Source organism: Labedella gwakjiensis, assembly GCF_003014675.1.
GTDB lineage: Bacteria > Actinomycetota > Actinomycetes > Actinomycetales > Microbacteriaceae > Labedella > Labedella gwakjiensis.
On sequence record NZ_PYAU01000001.1, the window covers coordinates 1,278,942 to 1,291,599 of the forward strand.

The following is a 12,658-nucleotide window of genomic DNA, read 5'->3' on the forward strand; positions in this document are numbered from 1 at the left end:
GCTGTCGGCACGACCCCTCCTGGAGGGAACATGTCACGTCATCCCCGTCCCCGTCTGCGACACCTCGTCGCGACGGCCGCCGCCGCGGCCCTGGCTCTCGGGGCGGTGGTCGCGGCTCCGGCCGTGCCCACCGCCGAGGCCCTGGCTCCGCTTCCCGTGTTCACCGAGGCGGGTGAGATCACCGTCGATTCTCAGCTCACCTACAACCCCACGGGCGAGCAGATCTTCCCGAGCGTCCTGCACGCGTCCGAGTACTTCGCGAACCCCCTCGGCGAGTGGTACCTCTACTACGCACCCCACGAGAACCCCGGCGGCATCTCCCTCATGTACGCCGACGACCTCGACGGACCCTGGACCGAATACACCGCCAACCCGGTCGTCGCCAACGTCTGGCAACCCCACTACTCCACGTACCACGTCTCCAGCCCCGACGTCATCTGGAACACCCAAGCCGACAAGCTCTTCCTCTACTTCCACGGCGGAAACGACGTCACCCGCATCGCCTCCTCCGACGACGGCATCACCTTCGACTACGAGAAGATCGCCGTCAGCAACGCCATGGGCGGCACCGGGGTGACCGAGACCTCCTACGCCCGGGTGTTCCCCCACCCCGACCCGGCGTCGGCCTACGAGTACGCGATGTTCTACATGGACAACGTGAACAACAGCCGCCGCATCCGCGTGGCCGAGTCCGTCGACGGGCTCGACTGGGTCGTCCGCCCGACGCCCATCGTGACGGGCGGTTCGGCTGAGGGCGCCAACGTCTCGTCTGCGAACCTCTGGGAGTGGGAGGGACAGCTCTACGTGATCTACCACGCGACCACGAAGAAGATCCTCGCGCGCACGATCGACGCCACGCTCACGACCACCGGCCCGGCTGCTCTCCTCTATTCCCTTCCGACCGCTGCTCCGAACGGCGGCGCGTTGCGTGTGGCGTCACCGGAGATCGTCTCCGCCGAGGGGAAGACGTACCTCTTCTACGAGCGCGGCGACCGCCTGGACGCCACCATCTCGCATGCGGTCTCGGACGCCTACCCGAGCGACCAGCCCTTCGACGTGGATGTGACCGCCACCTCGAGTTGTGCGAACGGCGTGGCGCGAGTCGTCGCGAGCGCTCACAACGAGTCGGGTCGCGCCGTCGACATCCGTCTCACGACGCCTTTCGCCGACCGGAAGTTCACGGGCGTCGCGAACGGGGCCACGGTGTCGCCGACGCTGTCCGCCGGGGCGGCATCGGTCGCGGCCGGTTCGGTCACCGCGTCGCTCTTCGTGCGCATCGACGGCGTCGCGAAGACGGCCACGGTGACCGCGCCGTACGCCGCGATCACCTGCTGACGCGCCTCACCCCCTTCCCCAGGTCCTGCGTTTGAGCGCGTTTACACCGGTGTATCGGTGTAAACGCGCTCAAACGCAGGATGTGGTGGGAGCGGAGGGGCGGGAGCGGGTGAGGAGGGGAGGCGGGTCAGGCGTTGAGCGAGTGGAAGCCGGCCTGACGGACCGACTCGCCGAGGAGCACGAACCCGGCCACTGCGAGAGTGAGGGCGGCCGCGGGAACGTAGAGCAGGTGGGGAGCGCTCGAGAAGTACGGCTCGGCCTGCGAGAGCTGGAGCCCCCACGAGAGGGCGGGAGCCTGCAGCCCGATGCCGAGATACGTCAGCGTCGCCTCGCTCGCGATGACCGCCCCCACCTGGAGCGTGCCGAGCACGATCACGGGACCGATCGTGTTGGGCACGACGTGGGAGAGGAGGATCCGCCACGTCGGCAGGCCGAGCGCGCGCGCCGCCGTCACGAAGCTCCGCGAGCGCACCGAGATCGTGGACGTCCGCATCACCCTCATCGCGGACGGCCAGGAGAACGCGATGAGCACGGCCGAGACGAACCAGACGTTCCGGCTCTCGATCGAGTTGAGGACGAGGACCGCGCCGAGGAGCAGCGGCACCGAGACGACGATCTCCGAGATCCGCGACAGCACGGTGTCGACCCAGCCGCCGAAGTAGCCCGCGAGAAGACCGAGGACGATTGCGATGAGCGCCGTCCCGAGCGTCACGACGATGCCCACGATGATCGAATTCGCCGCGCCGTAGACCACGCTCGCGTAGAGATCGCACCCCTGGATGGTGAAGCCGAACGGGTGCCCGCTCGCAGCGTCCGGAGCGCCGCGCGAATTCGCGAGGTCGCACGCGCGCGGGTCGCCGTTGCCGAACAACCCCGCGACGGAGGCCGGCCACACCGTGATGAGGACGAAGAACGCGACGAGCACCCCACCGATCCAGAACTCGGGGTTCCGTCGCAAGCGCCGCCAGACGCGGTTGCCGCGAGGACGGACGTCCAGGGTCTCGTCGGCGAGGATGGCGATGTCGGTCATTGGCTGATCCTTGGGTCGAGGACGCGGTGCAGCAGGTCGACGAGCACGTTCGCCACGAGCACGACGAGGACGCCGGCCGTGACGATGCCGACCACGACGGAGCCCTGCTGCGTGTTCACCGCCGTGAAGAGGGCCCGGCCGATCCCGGGGAGATTGAAGATGCCCTCGACGAGCACGGCGCCTCCGAGAAGGGAGCCGAGATCGAGGCCGAGGTACGTCACAACCGGTACGAGCGCGTTCCGGAGGACGTAGCGGGTTCCGACGCGCAGCGGCGAGAGCCCTCGCGAACGGGCCGTGCGCACGAAGTCGGCGGAGACCGTCTGCAGGATGCTCGTCCGCGTGAGCCGCGCGATCGGCCCGACACCGAGCGCCGCGACGCACGCCGCCGGCAGGATGAAGGACACCGGCCACCCCGCGGCGGACCCCGCGACGGGGAACCATCCGAGTTGCAGACCGATCACCTGCTGCGCGAAGAACGCGAGGACGAAGGTCGGGACGGCGAGGGTCAGGATGGTCGCCGAGGTCGCGATGCGATCGACGATCCCGCCGGGTCGGATCGTGGCCACGATGCCGAGGGTCACGCCCACCGCGAGTTCGATGACCCACGCCGTCAGCGCGAGCTGCACCGTGATCGGCCACGCGTTCGCGAGGATCGTCCCGACGTCCTCCCCCGTGACCGTGGTGCCGAAGTCGCCGTGGAGCAGCCCCCATACGTAGTGCCCGTACTGGACGATGACGGGCTGGTCGAGGTGGTAGCGGGCCTCCAGGTTGCGGACGACGGTGTCCGTGAGCTGGGCGTCGCCGGCGAGCGTGCCGAGCGGGTCGCCCGGCAGCGCGAACACCGCGAGGAAGACGAGGAGCGACGTTCCGAAGAACACCACGACGGCTTGCAGCAGCCGACTGAGAACGGGATGCACGAGACCTCCTGCGTGGGTGGATGGGGCTGAGGCTCCCGCCGGCCGAGGCGACCGGCGGGAGCCTCAGGGGGTCACTCCGTGAGAGTGACGCTTCCGAACTCCCCCTTGTTGAAGGAGTCGGGGACGTAGGACGAGGCGCGCTCCGAGACCACGTAGGTGCTCGCGTACGTCCAGAGGAGGATCGACGCCGTGTCCTCGATGAGGAGGTCCTTCGCCTGCGCGTACAGGTCGAGCTGGTCGGCCTGGTCGCCCGCTGCCGCCGCGTCCGCGAGGAGCGCGTCGAACTCGGGGTTGTCGTAGAACGAGCCGTTGACGCTTCCGGCGGAGGAGTACGACGGGCCGAGGGTGTCGAGCGGCGAGGGGTAGTTCGCCGGGGCGCCGAGGGCGACGGGCGACTGCACCTCCTTGCCGAGGATCCCCGACCAGGTGTTCTCCGACGCCACCTGCTCGACCGTCACGTCGATGCCGAAGGTGTCGGCCCACTGGTTCGCGATCGCCTCGGCCCAGACCTCGCGGCCGGTACCGGTGACGGAGGTGACGACGAGTTTCCCGTCGATCCCGCCGGCCGCGTCCCACAGAGCCTTCGCCTCGTCGGGATCGTACGTGCAGCTCTCGCCGCACGCGTCGTCCCGGTAGCCGACGCTCACGGGGATGTCGTAGTCGGTGGCCACGTGGGCCTCCCCGTCGAGGAGCGAATCGATGATCGCCTGACGGTCGATGGCCATCGAGAGCGCCTTGCGGATGTCGGGGTCGTCGTACCCCGGGAGGTAGGTGGGCAGGCTGAGGTAGTTCCGCCAGTCGTCCGTCGCGGACCTCTTCACGAGGCCGGGGTAGGCCGCGTCGGCCTCCGGGATGTCGGCCGGGTTGAGCGTCACGATGTCCACGGCACCGGCCTGGTAGTCGGTGTATGCGACGTCGTTGCCCGTGTAGATCCGGAAGGTCACGCCGCCGTTCGAGGGGGCTTCCCCGGTGTAGTCGTCGTACGCCTCTGTGGTGATCTCGTCGCCTCCCGTCCACGGCTCGGTCATCTCGTATGGGCCGTTGCCGATGGGCTGGGCAGCGAAAGCATCCGGGTCTTCCAGCGCCGCGGCGGGGATCGGCGAGTAGTAGGAGCGCCCGAGGAGGAACGGGAACTGGCTGTTGGGCGTCGAGAGCGTCACCGTGAGGTGGAGGTCGTCGTCGACGACGATCCCGCTGAGGGTCTCGGCGGTGGGCTCGCCCTCGGCGGGAGCGACCTCGTCGTACCCGACGATGTTCGAGAACTGATCGGACTGCACCCAGGCGTTGTCGGGGTCGACGGCGGCGTTCCACGCGCGAGCGAACGACTCCGCGTCGACCGGCTCGCCGTTGTGGAAGGTCCAGCCGTCCTCGATCTCGATCTCCCAGACCTTCTGGTCGGTCGTCTCGATCGATGCGGCGACGAGGTTGCGCGTCTCTCCGGTCTCGGGGTCGTAGTCGACGAGGCCGTCGAAGAGCGCCCCGACGACCGTGTTGGCGAAGAGGCCAGAGCTGTTGCCGGGGATGAGGCTCGTGGGCTTCTGGATGCCGACGGAGAGGATCGCGTCGGCGTCCGTCGGGGAGTCGGAGCCGCCGGTGTTCCCGGTCGAGCAACCGGTGAGCACGACGGCGAGTGCGACGAGGCCGGCGATTCCGGCCCGGCGCGCGGGCCGTGAGGAGGGGAGGGTCATGATGCCTCTCTGGGTGAGGTGGTGCGGGTTGGGAGGTGAGGAGGTGGGGCTGACCGGGGTCTCGGTCGGGTGCCGGGCTCGTGGCCGGTGATCAGGAGGAGGGGTCTGCGGGGCGTCCGCGCAGCGCGAGCTCGTCGATGAGCGAGCGGCCGGGGACGGCGTCGAGCAGGGCTCTCGTGTAGTCGGCCTGCGGGTCCGTGAACACGTCGCCGACGGTGCCGCGCTCGACGACCGTTCCGCCGGTCATCACGACGACGTCGTGCGCGATGCTCTCGACGACACCGAGGTCGTGGGAGATGAAGAGGTAGGCGACGCCGAGATCGCTCTGGATGCGCTGGAGGACGTCGAGGACCGTCGCCTGTACGAGGACGTCGAGGGCCGAGACGGGCTCGTCGCACACGATGAGCTCGGGCTCGGGCGCCAGGGCTCGGGCGATCGCGACGCGCTGCCGCTGCCCGCCGGACAGTTCGCTGGGCGCGCGTTCGAGGAGGGCGCTCGGCAGCCCGACGAGGTCGAGGAGTTCCCGCACCCGCTCCTCCCTCGACCGCGCGTCGCCGATCCGGAACGCCCTGAGCGGTTCCTCGACGATCCGTCCGACGGTGGACATCGGGTCGAGCGACGCGTAGGGGTCCTGGAAGATGGGCTGGACGCGACGCCGGAACGCGGTGAGTGCCGGACCGCGGAGTCGTGTCACGTCCGCACCGTCGAAGCGCACCACTCCGGAACTCGGCTCCGTGAGCTTCAACGCGATGTTCGCGGCCGTGCTCTTGCCCGAACCCGATTCGCCCACGACGGCGAGCGTCTGACCGGCGCGCACCTCGAGCGAGACGCCGGCGATCGCGCTCACCGCCGCGGTGCGCCGCGAGCCGTGGCCCCTCGGCGGGTAGACCTTCCCGACGTTCTCGAGCGCCAGAAGGACCGGCGCGTCCTCCGGAACCGGGCGCGGAACGCGGGCTGCGGTGCGGCCGACGGGCGCCGCGCCGATGAGCTGTCGCGTGTACGCGGCCGTGGGAGCGAAGAGGACCTCGCGGGAGGGCCCCTGCTCGACGATCTCGCCGCCTCGCATGACGATGACCCGGTCGGCCCGCTCGGCGGCGAGTCCGAGGTCGTGGGTCACGAGCAGCACGCTCGTCCCCGACCGCGCCACGAGATCGGCGAGGTTGTCGAGGATGACGCGCTGCACCGTGACGTCGAGGGCCGACGTGGGTTCGTCGGCGATGAGGAGGGTCGGGTCGTTGATCATGCCCATGGCGATGAGGGAGCGCTGCCGCATCCCCCCGGAGAGCTGGTGCGGGAACTGCCGATAGCGCGACTCCGCCTCCGCGAGCCCAGCCCGTTCGAGCGCGACGACGGCCCGCGTGCGCGCCTCAGCCCGCGTCTGGGAGCGGTGCACTCCCCCGGCCTCCGCCACCTGCGGGCCCACGCGGAGCACCGGGTTGAGGTTCGACATCGGGTCCTGCGGCACGTAGGCCAGCTGCGATCCGCGAAGCGCGCGCATGTCTCGCTCGGTCGCCTCGGTGACGACGGTCCCGCACGCCGTGATCGTGCCGGAGACGCTGGCCGTGCGCGGGAGCAGGCCCAGGATCGCCCCCGTCATCGTGGACTTGCCGGAGCCGGACTCGCCGACGATCGCGACCGTCTCGCCGGCGCGCACGGTGAACGACGCGTTCCGGACGACCTCGGTGTCGCTGTACGCGACGGTGAGTCCGTCGACGGACAGCACGACCTCGGGTTGAGGTTCGGTGATCGATCCACGATGCATGGACGTACCCCTCGGAATCGAGGGGGCTTGGGCGCGAGACCACCGTACGCCGTGGGTGCCCGATCCGCACCCGTCCGTAACGCGGAATTTACGGGGCGGATGTGGACGGGTTCCGACGTCCCCCGTCATGTCGCACGCGCGCGCGAGGCACGCTTTTTGTACGATAACAAAAACTATTGTTTCCGTTCATCAGGCTTTCCATACTGGCCAGGAACTTCATCCATTCGGGGCTTGGGCGCCCGGAGCCACGCGACAGACTCGTCGCGCGGCTCTTCTCACCGAGGCGAACAGGAGGACGCCGCATGCCGCGACCGTCGACGATCACCCCCGCCACGCGCTTCCGACCGGGCGACCACGATGCCGTGGATCGTTCGGGCATCTGCTCGGACCACGGGTGCATCCGATGACGGCGCTGCGGGTGGCGGTCCCGTTCCGTGCCGAGCCGTCGCCGCCGCGCGTCGACGCCGCCGTCCTCGAGCGGTTGATGACGTCGTCACCCGCGATGCTCGGACACGTGACCGATTTCGGTTTCGTGCGCGGTCTCGTGCCCATCGCACCGATCCGCCCGTTCGCAGGGCCCGCGCTCACCGTGCTGATCCCTCATGCCGACTCCACCGCCGTGCACCACGCGATGTCGCTCATCCGACCGGGCGACGTCGTCGTCATCGACCAGTCCGGCGATGATCACCGCTCGAGCTTCGGCGGTACGCTCGCCGCGATCGCGGCGGACGCCGGCGCCGTCGCAGCGATCTCCAACGGCCGCACCAACGACGTGCGGGAGATCGCCGAGCTCGGCCTCCCCGTGTTCTCGCGCGGTGCCACTCCGCTCACCACCCGGATCCACGGCCTCGAGGGACGCATCAACGTGCCCGTGGCGATCGGAGGCGTCGTGATAATGCCGGGCGATGTGGTCTTCGGCGACGAGGACGGCGTGTGCGTCATCCCGCGTGCCGAGGCCGCCGACGTGAGCGAACGACTCGCGGAGATGGAGGCCGACCCGGTCACCCGGTCACTCCGATCGACGGTCGCCGCCGGCACGCCCCTCGGCCGCATCACCGGAGCCGAGCGCCACTTCGGCGGAGGACGGCATGAGTGACACCGTGATCGATCCCGCGCCGAAGCCCGACGGATCACCGTCGGCCTCGCTCGTCGTCGCCTGCGTCCAGCCGACGAGCGCGCTGTCGTCGGCCGACAACCTGGCCGACTGCCTGCGGATCGCCCGCGATGCAGACTCCCGCGGCGTCCGCCTCCTGGTCTTCCCCGAGTCGGCGTCCAGCCGCTCGGACGACGTGTCCGTGGCAACGGAGGCGCAGGCCCTCGATGGGCCCTTCCTGTCCGGCCTCATCGCGGGCCTCGCCGATCTGGACATGACGGTCGTCTGCGGAGTCACCGAAGCGACCGTCACCGAGGCGGATCAGGAGGGGCGGCCGTACAACACCCTCGTCGCCTTCCGATCGGGGGCGGTCATCGCCGTCTACCGGAAGATGCACCTCTACGACGCCGCGGGAATGCGGGAATCCGACACGTTCTCGCCGGGCGACGGCCCCGTGTCGACGTTCGACGTCGACGGCTTCCGGGTGGGGATGATGACCTGCTACGACATCCGGTTCCCAGAACTCGCCCGGCTGCTCGCCGTAGATGGCGCCGACGTCATCGCCGTGCCCACGTCGTGGGTCCGCGGTCCGCTCAAGGAGGAGCAGTGGCTCACCCTGTGCGCCGCCCGGGCGATCGAGAACACGGTCTACCTCCTCGGGGCCGCGCAGACGGGAGGACTCCGGATCGGGCGCTCCGTCGTCGTCGCGCCCGACGGGGTCGTCCAATCGGCGCTCGGATCGGAGGAGGATGTGCTCGTGTCCAGCCTCTCCCGTTCCCGGCTCGACGACGTGCGCCGCGCTTTCCCGCTCCTCGCGCAGCGTCGGTTCACCGTCTCCACGACGGCTCGGGAGCGGACCGCCTCACCGTGAGCGCCGACGCGGGCCGGCCGGCCGCCCCACCGAACACTCTGCCCCCGTGGGCTGAGGCGTCCCGAGTGCTCGACGTGTCGTCGCGCGGGATCGCGTCCTACGTAGCCGAGCTCATCAGGACCGGACGCATCGCCCACGGCGACGTCCTCCCGCAGGTGCGCATCCTCGCCCGCGAGCTGCGCGTGAGCCCCGCCACGGTGTCCGCCGCGTGGGGACTCCTCAAGAAGCGCGGACTCCTCGTGGGAACGGGGAAGTCGGGGATCCGCGTCGCGAGCGCCGTGGGCTTCGTCCAAGGCCTCGAGGTGTACGCGACCATGCCGGGGACGAACGACCTCCGGCTCATCTACCCCGACCCCGAGCTCCTTCCGGCCCTCGACCAGGCGCTCATCGGGGCCGCGCGTCAGCCGAACCTCAACGAGTACTACGACTCGGCGATCCTTCCGGGCCTCCAGGAGGCGATCGAGCCGAGCTGGCCGACCACGGCCGACGGGTTCGCCGTCGCGAACGGCGGGGCCGACGCGGTGTGGTCGGTGCTCCAGTCGAACTCGGTGCCCGGCGACCGGGTGGTCGTCGAATCACCCACCCAGCCGCAGCTCGTGAGCCTCATGCTCGACCTGGGACTCACCCTCGTGCCCGTGCCCTACGGGGACGAGGGTCTCGACATCCGCGCGTTCCGCGAGGCGCTCGCGACGCGTCCCGTCGCCGTCTTCTTCCAGCCCCGCGCACACGTGCCCACGGGCCGGTCGACCTCGCGCGAGCGCGCGCGCGAGATCGCCGCGGCGCTCCGCGGACCCCATCGGCCCCTCGTCATCGAGTACGACGACCTCGGGGCACTCACGCGCGCGCCCCATCATTCCGTGGCCGAACACCTCCCGGAGCAGACGGTCGTGATCCGCTCGTACGAGAAGTCGTACGGCCCCGACCTCCGGCTCGCCGTCATCGGCGCCTCGGCGTCGGTGATCCGCAACACGCACTCCCAGATCCGGCTCACGCGGCAGTGGACGTCGCGCATCCTCCAGTCCGCTCTGCAGTGGATGCTGCAGGACGATGGCACGGCCGCGGTCATCGACACAGCACGACGGACCTACGCCGAGCGGCTCGACACGTTCGTCGGCCTCCTCCGTGATCGGGGCATCCCCGTGTCAGCGCGAGATGGGTTCTGCGTGTGGGTGCCGGTGCTCGACGAGGTCGCCGCCACGACCGAGCTCGCCGCCCGCGGCGTCGTCGTGCTCCGCGGCTCATCGTCCTTCCCCGGCGACGGGACCCCTCACGTCCGCGTCGCGACCTCGCGGCTCACCGTCGAGGCCATGCCGCAGCTCGCCGATCTCATCGCATCGGCCGCTGGACGGTTCTCGTGAGCGCCTCGGCCGCCCCCACACCAGCCGGGCGTTTCCACGCCCTCCGCGCCGTCCCGCTCGACCCGAGGATGTCGTGGTGCGGCTTCAGACCGTCGGGAGACCTGCGCGCGACGGCCGTGCTCGTGCACGGGAGCGATCGCGACCCCGTCGGCACCGTCGCCGCGTTCCGCGACTGGGCCGAACGGAGCGGGGTCGCGCTCGTCGCCCCGCTCTTCCCCGGGGATGTCCGGGGCGACGGCGAGATGAACGGATACAAGGCGCTCGTCGGCGACGGGCTGCGCTACGACCTCGTCCTCCTCGATGCGGTGGCACGAGCGGCGGAGACGTTCGGCATCTCCTCGGATCGCTTCCTGCTCTTCGGCTTCTCGGGAGGGGCGCAGTTCGCCCACCGCTTCGCCCTCGCGCATCCCGCCCGGCTCTCCGCGCTCAGCATCGCGGCACCCGGAAACGTGACGCTCATCGGCTCCCCCCGCGCATGGTGGCCCGGCGTGCGGAACGTCCACGAGGTGATCGGCGCGGTCCTCGACCTGGACGCCCTCCGGTCCGTGCCCGTCCACGCCGTCGTCGGGGCCGCCGACGACGGACGCGACGCGATCCGCGTCGACCCGACGGAGCCGCGCTGGGTCGAGGGCGCGAACGATGCCGGCGTCACGCGCGGGGCGAGGCTGGCGTCGCTCGTCGGGGACTGGCGCGCGCACGGAGTCGAGGTGCGACACGAGGTCCTCGCGGGAGTCGCTCACGAGCTCCCGCCGCTCGCGACAGCGGCCCAGCACTTCTTCGACGCCGTCCTCCCCGCCGTCGAGGACGGCGCGCCGACCACCGCTCCGGGTCGGGGAGGACTCGCATGAGGTTCCGTCCGAACGCCCTCAAGCGACGCCTGCTGTCGGGCGTTCCGCAGAACGCGGCGTGGCTGTTCACCGCGGATGTCGACGCGGCCGAGATCCTGGGCGGCAGCGGCTTCGATGCTCTCATCCTCGACCGCGAGCACACGGCGGTGAGCATGGAACGCACGCTCGAGCAGGTGCGCGCGATCCGGTCAGCCGGGGAGTCGACCGTGCTCGTCCGCGTCCGCCGCGGGGACCCGGCCGAGGTCGCCGTCCTCCTCGACATGGGAGCGGAAGGGCTGCTCCTCCCCGATGCGCGGTCCGCCGCGGAGGTGCGCGGCTTCGTCGCGTCCACACGGTATCCGCCGAGCGGGACACGCGGTGCCCACTACACGGTGTCGAGAGCAGCCGGGTGGGGCGGACAGGCGGAGGAGTACCGCGAGGGCGCCGAGCGCGAACTCCTCCTCATCGCGATGATCGAGAGCGCCGAGGGTGCGGATGCCGTCCCCGACCTCGCGGACGTCGACGGCCTCGACATGCTCTTCATCGGCCCGCTCGACCTGTCGGGATCGGTCGGTGCCTTCGGGGCGTGGGAGGACCCGCGGTACCTCGAGGCCCTCGACCGCACCGAGTCCCTCGCGCTGGCCGGTGGGATGATGCTCGGTGGTGCGCTCGCCCCGCCGGGTGACGCCGCCGCGTGGGTCAGCCGCGGACATCTCCTCGTGACGGTCGGCAGCGACGTGACGTTCCTCCGGTCGGCAGCCAGTACCGCGCGCTCGACCTTCCCCTCCTGAACAGAAAGGGTGACCATCATGCAGATCATCGAGGGAGTCTCGCCTTACGACGGCGCGCTCACCGCCTACCGCGTCGTCGCGCACGACGGTGACGTCCTCGGTTCCGAGGGTGTCACTCCGCTCGTGGTGGTCCACGGGGGGCCTGGCTGCACGCTCGACTACCTCCTGAGCCTCACCGACCTCGTCCGCCCGGGTCGTCCGGTGGTCTTCTACGACCAGATCGGCAACGGTCGATCGACCCACCGTCCGGATGCGCCAGCGAGCCTGTGGACCGTCGAGTTCTTCCTCGGAGAGCTCGACGCGCTTCTCGACACCCTCGGGATCGCGGGGTCCTACGATCTGCTCGGCCAGTCGTGGGGCGGGATGCTCGGCTCCGAACACGCGGTGCGGCGACCGGCGGGTCTCCGCCGGTTGATCCTCGCGAACTCCCCGGCCTCGATGCCCCGCTGGCGACGGGCCGCCCTCGAGCTGCGCGCCCAGCTGCCGGAGGACGTGCAGCGCACGCTCGACGCCCACGAGGCCGCCGGCACGATCGACAGCGCGGAGTACCGCTCGGCGAGCGATGTCTTCTACGCCCGGCACGTCTGCCGGGTCGTCCCGCAGCCTCCCGACGTCGCCGCGACGTTCGCGCAGCTCGACGCGGACCCCACCGTCTACCGTGCGATGAACGGCCCGACCGAGTTCCACGTCGTGGGGTCCTTGCGCGAGTGGAGCGTGGAGGACCGGCTCCACCGGATCCAAGTGCCGACCCTCGTCATCAACGGACGGTACGACGAGGCGACGGACGACACCGTCGCGCCCTTCGTCGACCTCATCCCCGACGCACGGCACCACCGGTTCGAGGACTCGAGCCACATGCCGCACTGGGAGGAGCGCGCCGCCTACGTGGACGTCGTCGCCCGCTTCCTCGACGCCTGAACACCCTCCCGCCCGTCCGGTCCCCGTCCGCCGGGACTCACCAGAGCCCCCCACGTCGTGCGTTCGCG

General features: G+C 70.5%; 11 protein-coding genes. 7 read left to right on the forward strand and 4 right to left on the reverse strand.

Going from position 1 to position 12,658, the window contains the following annotated elements:
• The first annotated feature begins 30 nt into the window (after positions 1-30).
• The gene (locus CLV49_RS05995; protein WP_106562722.1) at positions 31-1,335 is read left to right on the forward strand and encodes a glycoside hydrolase family protein; all 1,305 of its coding nucleotides are present in this window, start codon (positions 31-33) and stop codon (positions 1,333-1,335) included.
• 127 nt (positions 1,336-1,462) lie between these two features.
• Here CLV49_RS05995 and CLV49_RS06000 read toward each other — a convergent pair whose 3' ends face one another.
• From CLV49_RS06000 to CLV49_RS06015, 4 genes are all read right to left on the reverse strand, one after another.
• A complete protein-coding gene (locus CLV49_RS06000; RefSeq protein WP_106562723.1) occupies positions 1,463-2,365 on the reverse strand; it encodes an ABC transporter permease in 903 nt (300 codons plus the stop codon).
• Entirely contained in the window at positions 2,362-3,282 is a 921-nt protein-coding gene (locus CLV49_RS06005; protein WP_106562724.1) for an ABC transporter permease, read from the reverse strand. The genes CLV49_RS06000 and CLV49_RS06005 overlap by 4 nt, the downstream gene beginning before the upstream one ends.
• A 71-nt stretch (positions 3,283-3,353) precedes the next feature.
• On the reverse strand, positions 3,354-4,970 hold the full coding sequence (locus CLV49_RS06010; RefSeq protein ID WP_106562725.1) for a peptide ABC transporter substrate-binding protein: 1,617 nt from the start codon (positions 4,968-4,970) through the stop codon (positions 3,354-3,356).
• A 91-nt stretch (positions 4,971-5,061) separates the two neighbouring features.
• The gene (locus tag CLV49_RS06015; RefSeq protein ID WP_106562726.1) at positions 5,062-6,732 is read right to left on the reverse strand and encodes a dipeptide ABC transporter ATP-binding protein; all 1,671 of its coding nucleotides are present in this window, start codon (positions 6,730-6,732) and stop codon (positions 5,062-5,064) included.
• A 403-nt stretch (positions 6,733-7,135) separates the two neighbouring features.
• Here CLV49_RS06015 and CLV49_RS18290 point away from each other — a divergent pair, with 403 nt between their 5' ends.
• The 6 genes from CLV49_RS18290 to CLV49_RS06045 all read left to right on the forward strand — a co-directional run bounded on the left by CLV49_RS18290 (position 7,136) and on the right by CLV49_RS06045 (position 12,590).
• Entirely contained in the window at positions 7,136-7,828 is a 693-nt protein-coding gene (locus CLV49_RS18290) for an RraA family protein (protein WP_158261911.1), read from the forward strand.
• Positions 7,821-8,696: a carbon-nitrogen hydrolase family protein gene (locus CLV49_RS06025; protein ID WP_106562728.1), complete on the forward strand. Its 876-nt coding sequence runs from the start codon at positions 7,821-7,823 to the stop codon at positions 8,694-8,696. The genes CLV49_RS18290 and CLV49_RS06025 overlap by 8 nt, the downstream gene beginning before the upstream one ends.
• A gap of 65 nt (positions 8,697-8,761) precedes the next feature.
• On the forward strand, positions 8,762-10,054 hold the full coding sequence (locus CLV49_RS06030; RefSeq protein WP_158261912.1) for an aminotransferase class I/II-fold pyridoxal phosphate-dependent enzyme: 1,293 nt from the start codon (positions 8,762-8,764) through the stop codon (positions 10,052-10,054).
• Positions 10,051-10,902, forward strand: a complete 852-nt coding sequence (locus CLV49_RS06035) for an alpha/beta hydrolase (protein WP_106562730.1) — start codon at positions 10,051-10,053, stop codon at positions 10,900-10,902. Before CLV49_RS06030 ends, CLV49_RS06035 begins: the two co-directional genes overlap by 4 nt.
• Positions 10,899-11,672: an HpcH/HpaI aldolase family protein gene (locus CLV49_RS06040; RefSeq protein ID WP_106562731.1), complete on the forward strand. Its 774-nt coding sequence runs from the start codon at positions 10,899-10,901 to the stop codon at positions 11,670-11,672. Before CLV49_RS06035 ends, CLV49_RS06040 begins: the two co-directional genes overlap by 4 nt.
• An 18-nt stretch (positions 11,673-11,690) precedes the next feature.
• Positions 11,691-12,590 carry a proline iminopeptidase-family hydrolase gene (locus CLV49_RS06045; RefSeq protein WP_106564918.1) on the forward strand — a complete coding sequence of 300 codons (900 nt, stop codon included), beginning with the start codon at positions 11,691-11,693 and terminating at the stop codon, positions 12,588-12,590.
• The last annotated feature ends 68 nt before the right edge of the window (positions 12,591-12,658 follow it).

Excerpts from the sequence above, each read along its gene's own strand:
- CLV49_RS05995 (WP_106562722.1), top strand. The coding sequence starts at position 31 with ATGTCACGTCATCCCCGTCCCCGTCTGCGACACCTCGTCGCGACGGCC.
- CLV49_RS06000 (WP_106562723.1), bottom strand. The coding sequence starts at position 2,365 with ATGACCGACATCGCCATCCTCGCCGACGAGACCCTGGACGTCCGTCCT.
- CLV49_RS06010 (WP_106562725.1), bottom strand. The coding sequence starts at position 4,970 with ATGACCCTCCCCTCCTCACGGCCCGCGCGCCGGGCCGGAATCGCCGGC.
- CLV49_RS06015 (WP_106562726.1), bottom strand. The coding sequence starts at position 6,732 with ATGCATCGTGGATCGATCACCGAACCTCAACCCGAGGTCGTGCTGTCC.
- CLV49_RS18290 (WP_158261911.1), top strand. The coding sequence starts at position 7,136 with ATGACGGCGCTGCGGGTGGCGGTCCCGTTCCGTGCCGAGCCGTCGCCG.
- CLV49_RS06025 (WP_106562728.1), top strand. The coding sequence starts at position 7,821 with ATGAGTGACACCGTGATCGATCCCGCGCCGAAGCCCGACGGATCACCG.
- CLV49_RS06040 (WP_106562731.1), top strand. The coding sequence starts at position 10,899 with ATGAGGTTCCGTCCGAACGCCCTCAAGCGACGCCTGCTGTCGGGCGTT.
- CLV49_RS06045 (WP_106564918.1), top strand. The coding sequence starts at position 11,691 with ATGCAGATCATCGAGGGAGTCTCGCCTTACGACGGCGCGCTCACCGCC.